We start from the raw sequence: 19,322 nt of genomic DNA, 5'->3' as shown, positions 1-19,322 counted from the left end.
CATCATCGGTGAAAACCTATAAATGAAGAAGGAAAGCAAAAAAATGAAGACCATTCTACCTGCAGTATTGTTTGCCGCTTTCGCTACCACTTCCGCCTGGGCGGCAGAAAGCGTCCAGCCACTGGAAAAAATCGCGCCTTATCCACAAGCTGAAAAAGGGATGAAGCGTCAGGTGATTCAGTTAACCCCGCAAGAAGATGAATCTACCCTGAAAGTAGAACTGTTAATCGGTCAGACGCTGGAAGTCGATTGCAATTTGCATCGTCTCGGCGGGAAGCTGGAAAACAAAACGCTGGAAGGCTGGGGCTATGATTATTATGTCTTTGATAAAGTCAGTTCCCCGGTTTCAACGATGATGGCCTGCCCGGATGGCAAGAAAGAGAAGAAATTTGTCACCGCGTATCTGGGCGATGCTGGAATGCTGCGTTACAACAGCAAGCTGCCGATCGTGGTGTATACGCCAGACAATGTAGATGTGAAGTACCGCGTCTGGAAGGCGGAAGAGAAAATTGACAACGCGGTAGTTCGCTAAACTGCCGTGAAGTGCGGCACCCCGTAGGTCAGACAAGGCGGTCACGCCGCATCCGACATCCAACGCCCGAGCCGGTTGCCTGATGCGACGCTGGCGCGTCTTATCAGGCCTACACCGCTGTGAAGTGCGGCACCCCGTAGGTCAGACAAGGCGGTCACGCCGCATCCGACATCCAACGCCCGAGCCGGTTGCCTGATGCGACGCTGGCGCGTCTTATCAGGCCTACACCGCTGTGAAGTGCTCCACCCCGTAGGTCGGATAAGGCGGTTACGCCGCATCCGACATCTAACGCCCAAGCCGGTTGCCTGATGCGACGCTGGCGCGTCTTATCAGGCCTACACCGCTGTGAAGTGCTCCACCCCGTAGGTTGGATAAGGCGGTTACGCCGCATCCAACATCTAACGCCCGAGCCGGTTGCCTGATGCGACGCTGGCGCGTCTTATCAGCATACGCCACATCCGGCATACCATGCCGGATGTGGCGTATCATTACAACGCAATATCCGCCACTTCTTTTTGAACGGGTTGCGGTTTCAACTGCGGTTTCGGCGTACTATCTGCTGCCTGCGGCTTGTCGTAGTTCAACCCCAGCACTTCGCTGGTGTACTGCAACTCGCGTTCTGTTGCCGCTACATCACCGTTCAGCTTGCGTCCATAAGACGGAACGATCGCTTTCAACGTAGCCTGCCATTGCGGGCTGGAAACACGATCGCCAAATACTTTTTCCAGCAGATTCAACATAATCGGCGCGGCGGTTGACGCCCCTGGCGATGCCCCCAGGAGCGCGGCAATGGTTCCTTGCTGGTCACTGACGACTTCAGTACCCAGACGCAGTACGCCACCTTTCTCGGCATCACGCTTGATAATCTGCACGCGCTGCCCCGCTTGCCACAAACGCCAGTCCTCTTTTTTCGCCTGCGGATAGTACTCTTTCAACGCTTCAAAACGATCCTCTTCACTCAACATCACCTGACTCACCAGATATTTCACCAGATCGAAATTATCCAGCCCGACGTGCATCATCGGCATCACGTTAGAGGTGGTGGTGGAACTCATTAGATCCCACAATGAACCGTTTTTGAGGAATTTGGTTGAGAAGGTGGCAAATGGCCCAAACAGCACTACGCGTTTACCGTCCAGAACGCGGGTATCGATATGCGGAACCGACATCGGTGGTGCGCCAACGGATGCTTTACCGTAAACCTTCGCCAGATGGTGATTAACCACGTCCGGGTTTTCCGAAACAAGGAACTGTCCGCCCACCGGGAAACCGGCGTAGTCTTTCGCTTCCGGAATCCCCGATTCCTGTAACAGCTTCAGCGCCGCACCGCCCGCGCCGATAAAGACAAATTTGGCACGAATGTTCTGTGCAGTGCCATTTTTCAGATCGGCAACGGTAACGGTCCAGGTGTTATCGTCATTACGCTTTAGGGCGCGGACTTCGCTGCTGAGTTGCAGCGAGAAGTTAGATTTCTTCTGCAAGGAAGCAATTAACTGGCGGGTGATCTCGCCGTAGTTCACATCGGTACCAATTTCCGTACGCGTGGCTGCCACTTTCTGTTGCGGATCGCGCCCTTCCATCACTAACGGTGCCCACTCTTTGATCTGCGCGTGATCTTCAGAGTAACGCATACCGCGAAACAGCGAGCTTTGTTGCAACGCGGCGTAACGGGCGCGCAGGAAATTGACGTTATCCTCGCCCCAGACAAAGCTCATATGCGGAACGGTATTGATAAATGAACGCGGAGTACGCAGCACGCCGCGCTCAACCTGGTGCGCCCAGAACTGGCGGGAAATCTGAAATGCTTCGTTAATGGCGACTGCTTTTTCAATACTGATGCTGCCATCGGCGTTTTGCGGGGTGTAGTTCAGTTCCATCAGTGCAGAATGCCCGGTTCCGGCGTTATTCCAGCCGTTCGAACTCTCCTGCGCGACACCCTCCAGGCGCTCCACCATGGTCATCGACCATTCAGGCTCCAGCTCGCGTAAATAGGTCCCCAACGTGGCGCTCATAATGCCGCCGCCAATCAACAGTACATCAGTTTCCTGCTCCTCGGACGCTTTCGCTTTTGCCGCCATCGAAACGGCATTAAGCCCCACGGCCATCGAGAAGAGCATGGCAGTCACTTTTTTCATCTTGTTAATGCCTTACTTTTAGTCGCTTTATTGCAGGTGAGATTTGCGCGGCATCAACGGTAACACTTAAGTAACAACATTTAAATAATGTTTATAAATTATATTCTAATTTTAGAAACATTATAATTTCGTTGATTAATTATAGGGTTATTAGAAATGAAGGGATTTTTAGCATATTGACCTGACGGCAGCAGTCCGCCAGGTCAGCGTCGTAATATTATGCCGTCCGGGCAACGGCATCACGCGAAGCGGCATCGCGCTCTTCGCCCGTCAGCTCGCTAAGTTGCCCATTGCGCATTTCCAGCAGGCGGTCGGCGTGGATAAAGTAATGATCATCATGACTGATAGCGAAAATAGTTTTACCCATCTCCTGCATCAGCGGCAGCAACACCTGATAAAACTCACGACGGAAGTGTGGATCCTGATCCGCCGCCCATTCATCCAGCAGGATAATATCGCGTTCTTCTGCCAGCGCCAGCAACAGCGCCACGCGTTTTTTCTGCCCTTTTGATAACTTCAGGTTAACAATACGCCCGTTGCTTAACTCAAGCTTATGAGCCATTTTCAGCTGCGCCAGCCACTTCTCAACCAGTTGCGGGTTAGCGGGTTTACCCTCCGGCCCCAGCAGTTGATCAAACAGCCAGACATCGGTAAACACTGCCGAAAACAGTTTGCGATAATCTTCCGGTTGTTCGCCGCTGACAGGTTTGCCATCCAGCAAGATTTCGCCGCTTTGTGGCTGATACAAGCCCGTCAACAACATCGCCAGCGTCGATTTTCCGCTACCGTTGCCGCCAATCAGAAACAGCAGCTCGCCACGTTTGATGGTGAGATTAATCGGACCAACGGAAAACGCGTTATCCTGATAAGCAAACGTCACGTTACGCAGCTCCAGCGTTTGCCAGTTGGGAAACGCCTGCGGGCGCGGAAACTCTGCTTTGAAAGGCGCGAGCGCGAATTTGTTCAGCTTGTTAAACGCCACCTGCGCCGTCAGCAGCGTCGGCAATGCGCCAACCGCCGAAAGCAGCGGCGTACGCAGGAATAAAAGCGTCAACGAATAGGTCGCGGCAACGTTGGTATCAGCCCAACCGAGGCTGTTCGCCATCCAGAACACCAGGCCGATTGCGCCCAGCATCATGATGTTTGACCAGTTCACGGCACTAAGATGGAAGGTGTCTGCGCGAATAATATGGTGGCGATACTCTTGCGCATCAGGAATGTAGAGGTTGTTAAACACATACTCGGCGCGTTCCCGGTTCAGAGTCAGCTCTTTGCGCCCTTCAAGTACAGTTTGAAAATCCGTGTACAGCTTGTCTTCGGTTTCACGCAGGGTCGCCATATGTTTGTACACCCGCGCCACCAGCACAAAACCGCCCCAGATGGTGATCGCCATCCAGATAGCCGTTACCAGCAACATTTTGCCCGACAGCATCCACAGATACGCCGCTGAACCGATAGTGAGAATGATCCCCTGCACCAGTTCCGGCAGACGCACAAAAGCAATGGTGATATTGCGCACATCGCTGGTTAACCCCGCCAGCAACGAGGCGCTACCGAGTTGTTCAATGCGCTCGACGTGAGTATCCAGAATCCGCTTGATAAATTCACTACGCAGTCGGTAAACGAAGTGATGCCCCAAAGTGGTGAGCGCCAGTTGCGATCCGAGAGTGACTGCCATCAACAGCAGCAATAATCCCAGAAACTCCGGCAACACCAGCAGACTGGTATCCGCCGTTTCGATAAGGCGCTGATTGATAAAAGCAATTAAGCCAATGCCTAATGCCGCACTGGCGAGGCTTAGCGCCATCACACTGATAAATGGCCAGCGATACTGCCGCCAGACAAGTACAAGAAGTTCCATGCAGAAAACCCGGACAATGAATTACAGCCCGCAGTTTAAACATCTTCGCGCGCACAGCAATAATAATTCTTATTTTTATTCTTTTTTACCTGCCTGACGGAATGTCAGGTTGTAGCGGCAGTCGATGGTGAGTGGATGAAACCCCGCTTTCAACGGTTGAATACCGTGATAAAACAGCCGCGATTCACCGCCCCATACCACCACATCGCCATGTTCCAACAACAAACGTTTGAGCGGATCATTTCGTTTCAGGCCGCCAAATTGAAAAATCGCGGGTAAGCCCAGAGAAACAGAAACAATTGGCGCGCGCAGATCCGGTTCGTCTTTATCCTGATGCAGCGACAGTTTCGCGCCAGGAGCGTAGCGGTTGATAAGACAAGCATCTGGCTGGAAATCTGGATAGCCCGCCGCCGTAGCCGCACGTTGACATAAATTATGAAAACTCTGTGGCATGGCGGGCCACGGTTTATTTGTTTGCGGATCAATGGGCGAATAGAGATAACCTTGCCGATGGGTCGTCCAGCCCAGATGCCCACAGTTGGTCATCGCCACCGACATGGTATATCCCCCGGGGGTGACCATCTGGCGAAACGGCGACTGGCTGGCAACGTCATTAATATCGCGGATCAGTTGCTCCGCAGCGTTAAAAGCAAAACGCCGTAAAATTACCGCACCAGCCGCCAGTGGCTCTTGCCACGGTTCAGCATCGGCAAACAGATCCAACATTACCTCTCCTCATTTTCAGCTTCGCGGCGCAGCAGTTGCGCTTTACGCGACACGCCCCAGCGGTAACCGGAAAGTGTGCCATCACCACGGACCACCCGATGACAGGGTATTATGATAGCCAGCTTGTTGGCGGCACAGGCGCTGGCAACGGCCCGTACCGCTTTCGGTTTGCCGATGGCGTTAGCCAGTTGCTGATAACTGACGGTTTCACCGCAAGGTATCGTGCGCAGTGCCTGCCAGACTTGTTGCTGAAAAGCAGTGCCGCGAATGTCCAGCGGTAACGTCAGCGGCGTATCGCGTTGATTGAGGCTGGCGATCACTTCACGCACATGTTGCTGAAACATCAGATCGGCAGGCGCGTTGTCGGCAGCGGGAAACATCTGCTGCAACTCGCTGATTAGTGTCGCGTCATCATCGCCCAGCAATATCGCGCAAATCCCCCGCTCGCTTTCTGCCACCAGGCAACGACCCAGCTCACAATCAGCCAGCGCGTAACGCACCGCCAGATTTTCGCCACCGTGACGGAATTGTTTAGCCGTCATGCCCAGCGTTTCGTCAGCTTTGCGATAGTAACTGCTGCTGTCGGGGAATCCGGCGTTAAGAATAGACGTCGTCACGCTCTCCCCTTTCGCCAGCGATTCGCGCAAACGGCGAGCGCGCCAGGCCTGTTGCCAGGCTTTAGGCGTCATTCCGGTAGTCGCTTTAAACAACCGATGTAGATGAAATGGACTCATCGCCACCTGGTCGGCTAAGGCTTCCAGCGTTACAGGCGTTTCCTGTTCCAGCAGTCGACACGCGTGGGTGATTTTATCCAACCGATGTTGCTGGGCATTGGCTTTTTCTGGCTGACAACGTTTGCAGGGGCGAAAGCCAGCGGCGAGTGCCTCGCTGGCATTTGCGTAGAAGGAGACGTTTTCCCGCAAAGCATGTCTGGCGCGGCAAGACGGACGGCAAAAGATGCCTGTGGTACGCACGGCGAAAACGAATTCGCCGTCGGCATTCGGGTCGCGGGCTAAGACAGATTGCCAGCGTTGATCGTCAGTTAAGCATGTGGCTTTTTTCATAATCAGCTCCCTGGTTAAGGATAGCCTTTAGGCTGCCCGGTCACCATCACGCAAAAACCAACAATCTTGCGCTTTAATTTTTTTCGCTGACAAGGAAGCTTTTAAACTGTGGTGACATCCAGGTTTTAAAGCTATCGCCTTCTTTGGTGATCATATAAACCGCCAGCCCTTCCCGGCGAACAACCTCTTTAGCTTTCTCCGGCCCGAGTACCATCAAGCCAGTATCCCAGGCATCGGCTTCCAGCGCCGTCGGAGCAATCACCGTCACGGATACCAGATTGTGTTCGATGGGACGCCCGGTTTGCGGATCGATAACATGGGAAAGACGTTTGCCGTCCAGTTCGTAATAGTTACGGTAGCTGCCAGAGGTGCTAATCCCATGACCGTTGATATCCACCACAGCCTGAACCGCGTTTTCTTTATCGGTTGGTTTTTGAATCGCTACCCGCCACGGCAGGCCTTCACCGTTCATACCACGGCTGTTCAGCGCGCCGCCCACCGACACCAGATAGCGGGAAATCCCTTCCTGCTCCATCAAGCGTGCCAAATGATCGGCCGCATAGCCTTCGCCGACGGTGGAGAGATCGACATATAAATCCGGCAGGTCTTTTTGCAGATATTGCTGATGCGACTGATTGATGACCGTCAGGTGCTGTAAGCCGGTTTTGGCTTTCATCGCATCGATCTGTTCCTGGCTCGGAATTTGAACCGGCTGTTGTTCCGGGCCAAAGCCCCACAGATTCACCAGCGGCCCGACGGTTATATCCATCGCGCCATCGGTCTTCGCGCCAATGCGCAGCGAGGTGGTGACGATATCGGCCATCGCTTCACTTACCGGCCACGGCGATAAACTTTGCGAGTCGTTAAAGCGCATCAGCGCGGAATCTTTTTTATAGGTCGAAAGCAGCTGATCGTCGGCGTCCAGTTGGGTCTGAATCTTTTCTTTAAGTTCGGCGCTGCGTTTGGCGTCAATGCCCGGGATGCTGGCACGCCAGAAGGTACCCATAGTTTTGCCTTCAAGAACGGTAACTTCAGTAGCGTGGGTTTTGGCGGGTTGTGGTTTTTGATCGCAACCAACAAAGAAGAGCGCGGCAGCCAGCAGTGCCACGCGGGTAAAGCTTATTTCCATACGTGATTATCCTCATGCGAACGGTCGCAAGAGTACACCAAAAAACTGAGTTTGTACGCTGAAAACAATGAAAAAAGGGCCCGCAGGCCCTTTGTTCGATATCAATCGAGATTAGAACTGGTAAACCAGACCCAGAGCTACGATGTTATCAGTGTTGATGCCAGCGTCACGAGTGAACTGGTTGTCGTCCAGCAGGTTGATTTTGTAGTCAACGTAGGTGGACATGTTTTTGTTGAAGTAGTAGGTAGCACCAACATCAACATATTTCAGGATATCTTCGTCGTCGTAGCCACGACCCAGGTTTTTACCTTTAGACTGCAGGTAAGCCAGGGACGGACGCAGACCGAAGTCGAACTGGTACTGAGCAACAGCTTCGAAGTTCTGTGCTTTGTTCGCCCAACCCAGGGAACCTACGCGAGTTGCGTTGTAGGTCTGGGTGTACTGAGCAGCCAGGTAGATGTTGTTAGCGTCGTATTTCAGACCACCAGTGTAGGTTTCAGCACGGTCGCCGTTACCGATGTAAGCAGCGGTGTTCTGAGCATCAGTACGTTTGGAGCTGGAGATCGCACCACCGATACCGAAACCTTCGTAATCATAAGTGATAGAACCGCCGACGCCGTCGCCGTTTTGACGCAGTGCGTCACGACCGTTGTTAGTTACGCCACTAGTAAAGCCTTCACCAGATGGGTTGCCGTTTTTACCCTGGTACTGAACAGCAAAGTTCAGGCCGTCAACCAGACCGAAGAAGTCAGTGTTACGGTAGGTCGCGAAGCCGTTACCACGCTGCTGCATGAAGTTGTCAGAACCGTAGGTGTCACCACCGAATTCTGGCAGTACGTCGGTCCAGGAAGTTACGTCATAAACAACGCCGTAGTTACGACCGTAGTCGAAAGAACCCACATCCTGGAATTTCAGACCTGCGAATGCCACACGGGTCCAGGAGTTGTTTTCGTTTTCAGCGCTGTTGCCCTGGATCTGATATTCCCACTGGCCGTAACCGGTCAGCTGGTCAGTAACCTGAGTTTCACCTTTGAAGCCAAGACGCATGTAGGTCTGGTCGCCATCTACATCTTTGTTGTCAGAGAAATAGTGCAGGCCGTCTACTTTACCGTACAGATCTAATTTGTTGCCGTCTTTGTTGTAAACTTCAGCAGCGTTTGCTGCGCCTGCTACCAGCAGAGCTGGGACCAGGAGGGACAGTACTTTAACTTTCATGTTATTAACCCTCTGTTATATGCCTTTATTTGCTTTTTTATGCCACTGCATACTGATTAACCCTCATTAATCAGTCGGCAAGTCCATTCTCCCCAAAAATGCAGAATAATCCAACACGAATATGATACTAAAACTTTTAAGATGTTTCATTTATCGCTATAGATGTTTCAAAATGTAAATGCAAGGGAACTTTTTAAGATTATTGCGGAATGGCGAAATAAGCACCTAACATCAAGCAATAATAATTCAAGGTTAAAATCAATAACTTATTCTTAAGTATTTGACAGCACTGAATGTCAAAACAAAACCTTCACTCGCAACTAGAATAACTCCCGCTATCATCATTAACTTTATTTATTACCGTCATTCATTTCTGAATGTCTGTTTACCCCTATTTCAACCGGATGCCTCGCATTCGGTTTTTTTTACCCTTCTTTACACACTTTTCATTATTCTGTGCTACCACAGAAAAACTATAACGCTTGTTAACTATTTCACAAATAATTAACATCCGCATAATTTCCAGCAATCTTTGTTTATTTGCAATTATTTTTGTTGGGCTTTTTGTAGGTTATTTGTACAGCAAAATGGCGCTTGTACATCTATTTCCCCCAATGCAGGATGATAAATATCACGGGAGAATAGAGAATCATCAATCAGGTAAGAGTCTGGAATTTCACACTGTACCCTTTATACTGCCCTATCACTTCGCGAAGTTTTAACAGGTCATAAACACGAATGCGTCAGAAAGAGACAACGGCCACGACCCGCTTTTCACTCCTACCGGGGAGCATTACCCGCTTCTTTTTACTGTTGATCATTGTGTTACTGGTGACGATGGGTGTAATGGTACAAAGCGCCGTTAACGCCTGGCTGAAAGATAAAAGTTACCAGATTGTCGACATTACCCATGCTATCCAAAAGCGCGTCGATAACTGGCGTTACGTGACCTGGCAGATCTACGACAACATTGCCGCGACGACCTCCCCCTCCTCCGGCGAAGGTTTACAAGAGACGCGCCTGAAACAGGATGTCTACTATCTGGAGAAACCACGCCGCAAAACGGAAGCGTTAATCTTTGGCTCTCACGACAACTCAACGCTTGAGATGACTCAGCGGATGTCCACTTATCTGGATACATTGTGGGGCGCAGAAAATGTACCGTGGTCGATGTATTACCTGAATGGTCAGGATAACAGTCTGGTGCTGATCTCAACCCTACCCCTTAAAGATCTCACCTCCGGATTTAAAGAATCGACCGTCAGCGACATTGTTGATTCACGTCGTGCAGAGATGTTGCAACAGGCCAACGCCCTCGATGAACGCGAAAGCTTTTCTAACATGCGCCGCCTGGCCTGGCAGAACGGTCATTACTTTACATTGCGTACTACCTTTAACCAGCCAGGACATCTGGCAACGGTCGTGGCTTTTGATCTGCCGATTAATGATTTGATCCCACCGGGTATGCCGCTGGACAGTTTCCGCCTTGAGCCAGACGCGACGGCAACGGGAAACAATGATAATGAGAAAGAAGGGACGGATAGCGTCAGTATCCACTTTAACAGTACGAAGATTGAAATCTCCTCGGCACTCAACTCTACCGATATGCGCCTGGTCTGGCAGGTTCCTTATGGCACCTTATTGCTGGATACGTTGCAAAACATTCTGCTGCCACTGCTGCTGAACATCGGTTTGCTGGCGCTGGCGTTATTTGGCTATACCACATTCCGCCATTTCTCCAGCCGCAGTACAGAAAACGTCCCCAGCACGGCGGTCAATAACGAATTGCGCATTTTACGGGCAATCAATGAAGAGATAGTCTCACTGCTGCCGCTCGGCCTGCTGGTTCACGATCAGGAATCGAACCGCACTGTCATAAGTAACAAAATTGCCGATCATTTGCTGCCGCATTTGAATCTGCAAAACATCACCACCATGGCGGAACAGCATCAGGGGATTATTCAGGCGACGATCAATAACGAGCTGTATGAGATCCGCATGTTCCGCAGCCAGGTCGCGCCGCGCACACAAATTTTCATTATTCGCGATCAGGATCGCGAAGTGCTGGTAAACAAGAAACTCAAGCAGGCGCAGCGTCTGTATGAGAAAAACCAGCAGGGGCGGATGATCTTTATGAAAAACATTGGCGATGCGCTGAAAGAACCCGCACAGTCCCTGGCGGAGAGCGCGGCTAAACTCAACGCCCCGGAAAGCAAACAACTGGCGAATCAGGCAGATGTGCTGGTGCGGCTGGTTGATGAAATACAGTTAGCGAACATGCTTGCGGATGATAGCTGGAAAAGTGAGACGGTGCTGTTCTCCGTGCAGGATTTAATTGATGAAGTTGTGCCTTCAGTGTTGCCTGCCATCAAGCGTAAAGGTCTGCAACTGCTGATTAACAATCATCTGAAAGCACACGATATGCGCCGCGGCGATCGCGATGCCTTACGACGTATTTTGCTGCTACTGATGCAATATGCCGTGACCTCAACGCAATTGGGAAAAATCACCCTTGAGGTTGATCAGGATGAGTCCTCCGAAGACCGCCTGACGTTCCGCATTCTGGACACGGGAGAAGGCGTAAGTATTCATGAAATGGATAATTTGCACTTCCCGTTTATCAACCAGACCCAAAACGATCGCTATGGCAAGGCGGACCCGCTGGCATTCTGGCTGAGCGATCAACTGGCACGTAAACTGGGCGGTCATTTAAACATCAAAACGCGGGATGGGCTTGGTACACGCTACTCTGTGCATATCAAAATGCTCGCAGCTGACCCGGAAGTTGAAGAGGAAGAAGAGCGTTTACTGGATGATGTCTGCGTAATGGTGGATGTTACTTCGGCAGAAATTCGGAATATTGTCACTCGCCAGTTAGAAAATTGGGGTGCAACCTGTATCACACCCGATGAAAGATTAATTAGTCAAGATTATGATATCTTTTTAACGGATAATCCGTCTAATCTTACTGCCTCTGGCTTGCTTTTAAGCGATGATGAGTCTGGCGTACGGGAAATTGGGCCTGGTCAATTGTGCGTCAACTTCAATATGAGCAACGCTATGCAGGAAGCGGTCTTACAATTAATTGAAGTGCAACTGGCGCAGGAAGAGGTGACAGAATCGCCTCTGGGCGGAGATGAAAATGCGCAACTCCATGCCAGCGGCTATTATGCGCTCTTTGTAGACACAGTACCGGATGATGTTAAGAGGCTGTATACTGAAGCAGCAACCAGTGACTTTGCTGCGTTAGCCCAAACGGCTCATCGTCTTAAAGGCGTATTTGCCATGCTAAATCTGGTACCCGGCAAGCAGTTATGTGAAACGCTGGAACATCTGATTCGTGAGAAGGATGTTCCAGGAATAGAAAAATACATCAGCGACATTGACAGTTATGTCAAGAGCTTGCTGTAGCAAGGTAGCCTATTACATGAACAATATGAACGTAATTATTGCCGATGACCATCCGATAGTCTTGTTCGGTATTCGCAAATCACTTGAGCAAATTGAGTGGGTGAATGTTGTCGGCGAATTTGAAGACTCTACAGCACTGATCAACAACCTGCCGAAACTGGATGCGCATGTGTTGATTACCGATCTCTCCATGCCTGGCGATAAGTACGGCGATGGCATTACCTTAATCAAGTACATCAAGCGCCATTTCCCAAGCCTGTCGATCATTGTTCTGACTATGAACAACAACCCGGCGATTCTTAGTGCGGTATTGGATCTGGATATCGAAGGGATCGTGCTGAAACAAGGTGCACCGACCGATCTGCCGAAAGCTCTCGCCGCGCTGCAGAAAGGGAAGAAATTTACCCCGGAAAGCGTTTCTCGCCTGTTGGAAAAAATCAGTGCTGGTGGTTACGGTGACAAGCGTCTCTCGCCAAAAGAGAGTGAAGTTCTGCGCCTGTTTGCGGAAGGCTTCCTGGTGACCGAGATCGCTAAAAAGCTGAACCGCAGTATTAAAACCATCAGTAGCCAGAAGAAATCTGCGATGATGAAGCTGGGTGTCGAGAACGATATCGCCCTGCTGAATTATCTCTCTTCAGTGACCTTAAGTCCGGCAGATAAAGACTAATCACCTGTAGGCCAGATAAGACGCGTTAGTGTCTTATCTGGCATTTGCACCGATTGCCGGATGCGGCGTAAACGCCTTATCCGGCCTACGATTCCCATTATTTCAACAAATTACATTAAAGTAGGCCAGATAAGACGCGTCAGCGTCGCATCTGGCATTTGCACTGAATGCCGGATGCGGCGTAAACGCCTTATCCGTCCTACGAATCCCGCGATTTCCTGACCCTCTCGGCATATAACGTCAGCGTCTGTTTTATCACATCCAGCGTTACCGGCTTCGACAGGCAGCTGTCCATACCGGACTCCAGACACCGCTGCTTCTCTTCAGCCAACGCATTAGCAGTTACTCCGATTACCGGCAACGTCAGTCCCAACTGACGAATGCGTTGCGTCAAGCGGTAACCATCCATATTTGGCATGTTGACGTCGCTAAGCACGATATCAATATGATTCTTGCTAAGTACATTAAGCGCATCGACGCCATCATTCGCGGTTTTACATTGATAGCCCAACGATCCCAACTGATCTGCCAGCAAACGCCGGTTAATCGGATGATCATCCACGACCAGAATCATCATATCGTCATTATCGCTGACCGCTTTGTCCGTTGACGGCAGAGCGTTAGCAGGATCGTCGCTCTCCATCTCGATCAAATAAATACGCGCCAACAATGCCGGTAGCTCATGCGGAGCAGCCACACTGTGTACCCACTCCCCTGGCGCTTTCTCCAGCGGAATACCAATATGGCGACGACAGAAGGTCACTACCGCTCTGCCCTGCCATTTTTTACTCACTACCTCGTCAGTGATCAACACATCTTCGGGAGTCGGTTCCTGCCCTTCGTATGTTGTAACGACGATGCCGCTGCGCTGCAAACTGGTTTCCAGGAACTGACAGAGCGACGCATTGCGGACCGCCAGCCAGCAGCGTTTACCACTCAACCCTTCCACGCCTTTTTTCTGCGGGTACTGAGCGCCGTACAACGGAATACGCACGGTAAACTGGCTGCCCATTCCCGGTTCTGAATCTACCGAGATATCGCCGTCCATCATGCTGATCAGTTTTTCACAAATCGCCAGACCCAGACCGGTCCCCTGGAAATTACGCTGTACGCCCGTTCCGACCTGGAAGAAGGGATCAAACAAGCGCACCACTTCTTTCGCCGGTATCCCCACGCCGGTATCGCGAACACGGATAGAGAGATAATCGCCATCCGCGCGAACATGCAAAACTATACAGCCGGTATCGGTGAATTTTATGGCGTTACTCAACAGGTTGGAGATGACCTGCTGTAAACGCATCGGGTCGCCATTTAAGGCCACTGGCACATCCGGTTCAATAAAGCAGTACAAGCCTAACTGCTTGCGTACCACCAGCGGTAAATAGTTGGCGGTGATGTGGTTCATCACTTCACGCGGTGAAAACTCACGCGGTTCGATCTTCAACTGTTCCGATTCAATCTTCGAGAAATCGAGAATATCGCTGATAATTTTCAACAACAGGCTGGAAGAGTTGTTCATTGCCGTCACCAGCCGATCGACGCCTTTCGGTAACTCTTTGGTTTGCAACAGATCCAGGTTACCGATAATGCCATACAGCGGCGTTCGCAGCTCATGACTGACGGTGGCAAGGAACATCGATTTTGACTGGCTCGCCTGTTCCGCTGCTTGTGCCATCTCCTGCAACGACTCTTCCATCTTCACGCGCGAAGAAACATCCACCAGCACACAAATGGCCACGTTTTCATTACGATAGCGCGAATGGACGAAGCTGATTTGCAGATTGGTATTGTTGCTGGTCAGGACATCAACAAAATTGACCTGCTGCCCACAGATAATTTGCGTCAGTCGTTGGCGGTCCTCATGCGTAAGCATATTGAGATAGGTATGCGCCAGTTCGTTACTTAAAATATTGACGCCATCAGCGGTACGCAAAATGCAGATACCCACTGGCGCGGAGGCGACAATCTTGCGATTGAACTGCTCATGTTCTTCCAGTCGCAGGGCGTCGCTTTCCGCCGGAATGAAAATACGTCGCTCGTACATCCGTGCGAGAGTAAACAATGCAGCTCCGGCAAGCACATTCAGCAAAATTGCGTTAAGGATCAACATGCGAATGCGTTCCAGCACCTTATCAACCGGCACCGAATACACGATGCTTAGCGATGAGGGTGGCAGATTTTTCTTCAGCACCAGCTCCCGGAACCCTTCCGTATAGCCAAACCAGGAGCGTTCCTGCATCCAGCGAGGATCGCCCTTAATTTTACTTTCTGGTCCGGTAAGCGAAATCAGGGTATGACCATTTTCATCAAGAATGGTAACCCCCATCGGCAACGTACCCGGTAAGAAAAAGTTCTCCATCCGGATGGTCTGCTCGACACCCAAAAGCGCCTGCAACCGGTTCGCCAGATAAACTGGCGTCAACGCGTAAAAATACCCGACGCCAGGGCGCGGACCTTCGCTGATCCAGTAGAGGTTACTGCCGCTATCATCTTGTGGTGCATTTCGATATTTATTGATGCGTTCATGCAAAGCTTTCAACGCGGTATCGCGTTCCACTGGCATATCACGCAGACCGAAATTGGCCATGCAGAGGTTATCGCTGCCGATTAAAAATACCCGGTTTAGATCGTAAGCCGCAGAAAAATTATCGCGCCAGTAGCGCATAAACCACGCCAATGACTCCAGAGAACCTCGCCAGGTGTTACTCATTGCGGAACAATCGGAGTCGGCAAACAGCGGTTCAAACGCAGGCACATCCGCCTGCGTTTCTCGTCCACGCGGGGAAAGCACACCGTTTTCTGCCGATAAGCGATTTTCGGCGATGTACTTCAGCTCTTTCATCACATCAGAGGTGCGTTGAATAAAGCGCTGAGCCTGATCGGAACTCAGATTAAATTCCTGACGAATTTCCGATTCTCGCTGATGTAACGCATTAACGATGTAAAAAACGGATGAAAAAGCAATCAACAGCCAGAGCACTAACGCCAATGCTCTGAACATGTAGCGCGAGGCTTTCAGGGTTGTACGAAAAGAAGCAAGGTATTTCAAAGGGGCGAAGCTCCGCCTCAGGTGACCGATGGAGTGTGGTTAAGGTAGCGGTAAAAGCGTGTTACCGCAATGTTCTCTCTTCTCTGGAATATGATACACCGCCGAGAAATCATCACCTTAACCTCTGATAATCGTCATATACCGGACAAGACTAGTGGATTTCAGCATGCATTATATGAAGTGGATTTATCCACGCCGCTTACGCAATCAAATGATCCTGATGGCAATCCTGATGGTCATTGTCCCAACGCTTACTATTGGTTATATCGTAGAAACGGAAGGACGTTCAGCAGTCTTATCTGAAAAAGAGAAAAAACTTTCTGCCGTGGTCAACCTGCTTAATCAGGCACTAGGCGATCGCTATGATCTCTACATCGACTTACCACGTGAGGAGCGTATCCGCGCATTAAATGCAGAACTTGCCCCCATTACCGAAAATATCACTCACGCCTTCCCTGGCATCGGTGCTGGTTATTACAACAAAATGCTGGATGCGATAATCACCTACGCGCCTTCAGCGCTATATCAGAATAATGTCGGCGTTACCATTGCCGCAGATCACCCTGGTCGCGAAGTGATGCGTACAAATACCCCTTTAGTTTATTCAGGCAGGCAGGTGCGCGGCGATATTTTGAATTCAATGCTCCCCATTGAGCGTAATGGTGAAATCCTCGGCTATATCTGGGCCAATGAATTAACCGAAGATATTCGCCGCCAGGCCTGGAAAATGGATGTGAGGATTATCATTGTGCTCACCGCTGGTTTGCTGATAAGCCTGCTGTTGATTGTCCTTTTCTCCCGTCGCCTGAGCGCCAATATTGATATCATCACCGATGGCCTCTCGACTCTGGCACAAAATATTCCCACTCGATTACCACAATTGCCCGGTGAAATGGGGCAAATCAGTCAGAGTGTTAATAACCTCGCCCAGGCACTGCGTGAAACGCGGACACTTAACGATCTGATTATTGAAAACGCTGCCGATGGCGTCATTGCCATTGACCGCCAGGGTGATGTAACCACCATGAACCCAGCAGCAGAAGTTATCACTGGCTATCAACGCCATGAACTGGTAGGGCAGCCTTACTCCATGTTGTTCGACAATACTCAGTTCTACAGTCCAGTACTGGATACGCTGGAACATGGCACCGAACATGTGGCGCTGGAGATCAGTTTTCCAGGTCGTGACCGCACCATTGAACTCAGTGTCACTACCAGTCGTATTCATAACACGCACGGTGAAATGATAGGTGCTTTGGTGATTTTCTCTGATTTAACTGCCCGCAAAGAAACCCAGCGCCGCATGGCGCAAGCAGAACGCCTCGCCACACTGGGTGAGCTGATGGCTGGCGTCGCGCATGAAGTACGTAATCCGTTAACGGCTATTCGTGGTTATGTACAGATCTTGCGCCAACAAACCAGTGACCCAATACATCAGGAATATCTGTCCGTAGTACTCAAAGAAATCGATTCAATTAACAAAGTTATTCAGCAATTGCTCGAATTTTCACGTCCACGCCACAGTCAATGGCAACAAGTCAGCCTCAATGCATTGGTTGAAGAAACTCTGGTACTGGTACAAACCGCCGGCGTACAAGCGCGGGTCGACTTCATAAGCGAACTGGATAATGAATTAAGCCCGATTAACGCCGATCGTGAACTGCTCAAACAGGTACTACTGAATATCCTGATCAATGCCGTCCAGGCTATCAGCGCACGAGGGAAAATTCGCATTCAAACCTGGCAATACAGCGACTCACAACAGGCCATTTCGATAGAGGACAACGGCTGTGGCATTGATCTCTCGCTGCAAAAAAAGATCTTCGATCCCTTTTTCACCACCAAAGCCTCAGGAACCGGGCTTGGTCTGGCGTTAAGTCAACGCATCATTAATGCCCATCAGGGTGATATTCGCGTCGCCAGTTTGCCGGGCTACGGCGCAACCTTCACGCTTATTTTACCGATCAACCCGCAGGGAAATCAGACTGTATGACTGCTATTAATCGCATCCTTATTGTGGATGATGAAGATAATGTTCGCCGTATGCTGAGCACCGCTTTTGCACTACAAGGATTCGAAACACATTGTGCGAACAACGGACGCACAGCATTACACCTGTTTGCCGATATTCACCCTGATGTGGTGTTGATGGATATCCGCATGCCAGAGATGGACGGCATCAAGGCACTAAAGGAGATGCGCAGCCATGAGACCCGGACACCCGTTATTCTGATGACGGCCTATGCGGAAGTGGAAACCGCCGTCGAAGCGCTACGCTGCGGAGCCTTCGACTATGTTATTAAACCGTTTGATCTCGATGAGTTGAATTTAATCGTTCAGCGCGCTTTACAACTCCAGTCAATGAAAAAAGAGATCCGTCATCTGCACCAGGCACTGAGCACCAGCTGGCAATGGGGGCACATTCTCACCAACAGCCCGGCGATGATGGACATCTGCAAAGACACCGCCAAAATTGCCCTTTCTCAGGCCAGCGTCTTGATTAGCGGTGAAAGCGGCACCGGGAAAGAGTTGATTGCCAGAGCGATTCACTACAATTCGCGGCGGGCAAAGGGGCCGTTCATTAAAGTCAACTGCGCGGCGCTGCCGGAATCGTTGCTCGAAAGTGAACTGTTTGGTCATGAAAAAGGTGCATTTACTGGTGCACAAACCTTGCGTCAGGGATTATTTGAACGAGCCAACGAAGGTACTCTGCTCCTCGACGAAATTGGCGAAATGCCGCTGGTACTACAAGCCAAATTACTACGCATTCTACAGGAACGGGAATTTGAACGGATTGGCGGCCATCAGACCATAAAAGTTGATATCCGCATCATTGCTGCCACCAACCGCGACTTGCAGGCAATGGTAAAAGAAGGCACCTTCCGTGAAGATCTCTTTTATCGCCTTAACGTTATTCATTTAATACTGCCGCCTCTGCGCGATCGCCGGGAAGATATTTCCCTGTTAGCTAATCACTTTTTGCAAAAATTCAGTAGTGAGAATCAGCGCGATATTATCGACATCGATCCGATGGCAATGTCACTGCTTACCGCCTGGTCATGGCCGGGAAATATTCGAGAGCTTTCCAACGTTATTGAACGCGCCGTCGTGATGAATTCAGGCCCGATCATTTTTTCTGAGGATCTTCCGCCACAGATTCGTCAGCCAGTCTGTAATGCTGGCGAGGTAAAAACAGCCCCTGTCGGTGAGCGTAATTTAAAAGAGGAAATTAAACGCGTCGAAAAACGCATCATTATGGAAGTGCTGGAACAACAAGAAGGAAACCGAACCCGCACTGCTTTAATGCTGGGCATCAGTCGCCGTGCATTGATGTATAAACTCCAGGAATACGGTATCGATCCGGCGGATGTATAACACCAAAACTTGCTATGCAGAAATTTGCACAGTGCGCAATTTTCTGCATAGCCGCTCATTCTCCTTATAAATCCCCATCCAATTTATCCCTTCATATTCAATTAGTTAAATAACTAAATCCAATAATCTCATTCTGGCACTCCCCTTGCTATTGCCTG

Annotated in this window: 12 protein-coding genes; 5 read left to right on the top strand and 7 right to left on the bottom strand. The window is 50.4% G+C overall.

What is annotated here, in order from left to right; genetic code table 11:
• The first annotated feature begins 43 nt into the window (after positions 1-43).
• Positions 44-532 (top strand): serine protease inhibitor ecotin, encoded by a 489-nt coding sequence (gene eco / locus KXD89_RS07510; protein ID WP_000849209.1) that lies wholly within the window; start codon positions 44-46, stop codon positions 530-532.
• Between the two features lie 488 nt (positions 533-1,020).
• Here the strand turns inward: eco and mqo are convergent, their stop codons facing one another.
• The 6 genes from mqo to ompC all read right to left on the bottom strand — a co-directional run bounded on the left by mqo (position 1,021) and on the right by ompC (position 8,662).
• Positions 1,021-2,667 carry a malate dehydrogenase (quinone) gene (mqo, locus tag KXD89_RS07505; RefSeq protein WP_000758077.1) on the bottom strand — a complete coding sequence of 549 codons (1,647 nt, stop codon included), beginning with the start codon at positions 2,665-2,667 and terminating at the stop codon, positions 1,021-1,023.
• A gap of 217 nt (positions 2,668-2,884) precedes the next feature.
• Entirely contained in the window at positions 2,885-4,528 is a 1,644-nt protein-coding gene (gene yojI / locus KXD89_RS07500; RefSeq protein WP_000422182.1) for a microcin J25 efflux ABC transporter YojI, read from the bottom strand.
• A 75-nt stretch (positions 4,529-4,603) separates the two neighbouring features.
• Positions 4,604-5,254, bottom strand: a complete 651-nt coding sequence (gene alkB / locus KXD89_RS07495) for a DNA oxidative demethylase AlkB (RefSeq protein WP_000884971.1) — start codon at positions 5,252-5,254, stop codon at positions 4,604-4,606.
• On the bottom strand, positions 5,254-6,318 hold the full coding sequence (gene ada / locus KXD89_RS07490) for a bifunctional DNA-binding transcriptional regulator/O6-methylguanine-DNA methyltransferase Ada (RefSeq protein WP_000710375.1): 1,065 nt from the start codon (positions 6,316-6,318) through the stop codon (positions 5,254-5,256). Before ada ends, alkB begins: the two co-directional genes overlap by 1 nt.
• A 73-nt stretch (positions 6,319-6,391) precedes the next feature.
• Positions 6,392-7,447, bottom strand: a complete 1,056-nt coding sequence (gene apbE, locus KXD89_RS07485; protein ID WP_000406064.1) for an FAD:protein FMN transferase ApbE — start codon at positions 7,445-7,447, stop codon at positions 6,392-6,394.
• A 111-nt stretch (positions 7,448-7,558) separates the two neighbouring features.
• Entirely contained in the window at positions 7,559-8,662 is a 1,104-nt protein-coding gene (ompC, locus tag KXD89_RS07480; protein ID WP_000865568.1) for a porin OmpC, read from the bottom strand.
• 738 nt (positions 8,663-9,400) lie between these two features.
• On the opposite strand from ompC, the gene rcsD reads away from it, so the two are divergent.
• Together rcsD and rcsB are read left to right on the top strand one after the other, a co-directional pair.
• Entirely contained in the window at positions 9,401-12,073 is a 2,673-nt protein-coding gene (gene rcsD / locus KXD89_RS07475) for a phosphotransferase RcsD (protein ID WP_001249081.1), read from the top strand.
• A gap of 16 nt (positions 12,074-12,089) precedes the next feature.
• Positions 12,090-12,740, top strand: a complete 651-nt coding sequence (gene rcsB, locus KXD89_RS07470; protein ID WP_001061917.1) for a response regulator transcription factor RcsB — start codon at positions 12,090-12,092, stop codon at positions 12,738-12,740.
• Positions 12,741-12,939: 199 nt separating this feature from the next.
• Here the strand turns inward: rcsB and rcsC are convergent, their stop codons facing one another.
• Positions 12,940-15,789 (bottom strand): two-component system sensor histidine kinase RcsC, encoded by a 2,850-nt coding sequence (gene rcsC / locus KXD89_RS07465; RefSeq protein WP_000876011.1) that lies wholly within the window; start codon positions 15,787-15,789, stop codon positions 12,940-12,942.
• Between the two features lie 166 nt (positions 15,790-15,955).
• Between rcsC and atoS the strand changes: the two genes are divergently transcribed.
• On the top strand, positions 15,956-17,782 hold the full coding sequence (gene atoS / locus KXD89_RS07460) for a two-component system sensor histidine kinase AtoS (RefSeq protein WP_000559125.1): 1,827 nt from the start codon (positions 15,956-15,958) through the stop codon (positions 17,780-17,782).
• Positions 17,779-19,164, top strand: coding sequence for an acetoacetate metabolism transcriptional regulator AtoC (gene atoC, locus KXD89_RS07455; protein WP_000125282.1), 1,386 nt, complete (start codon positions 17,779-17,781; stop codon positions 19,162-19,164). The genes atoS and atoC overlap by 4 nt, the downstream gene beginning before the upstream one ends.
• Positions 19,165-19,322 lie beyond the last annotated feature (158 nt).

Source organism: Escherichia sp. TC-EC600-tetX4, assembly GCF_019356055.1.
GTDB lineage: Bacteria > Pseudomonadota > Gammaproteobacteria > Enterobacterales > Enterobacteriaceae.
The sequence above is the reverse complement of the archived record's forward strand: the minus strand, read 5'-3'. Positions and strand labels throughout refer to the sequence as shown.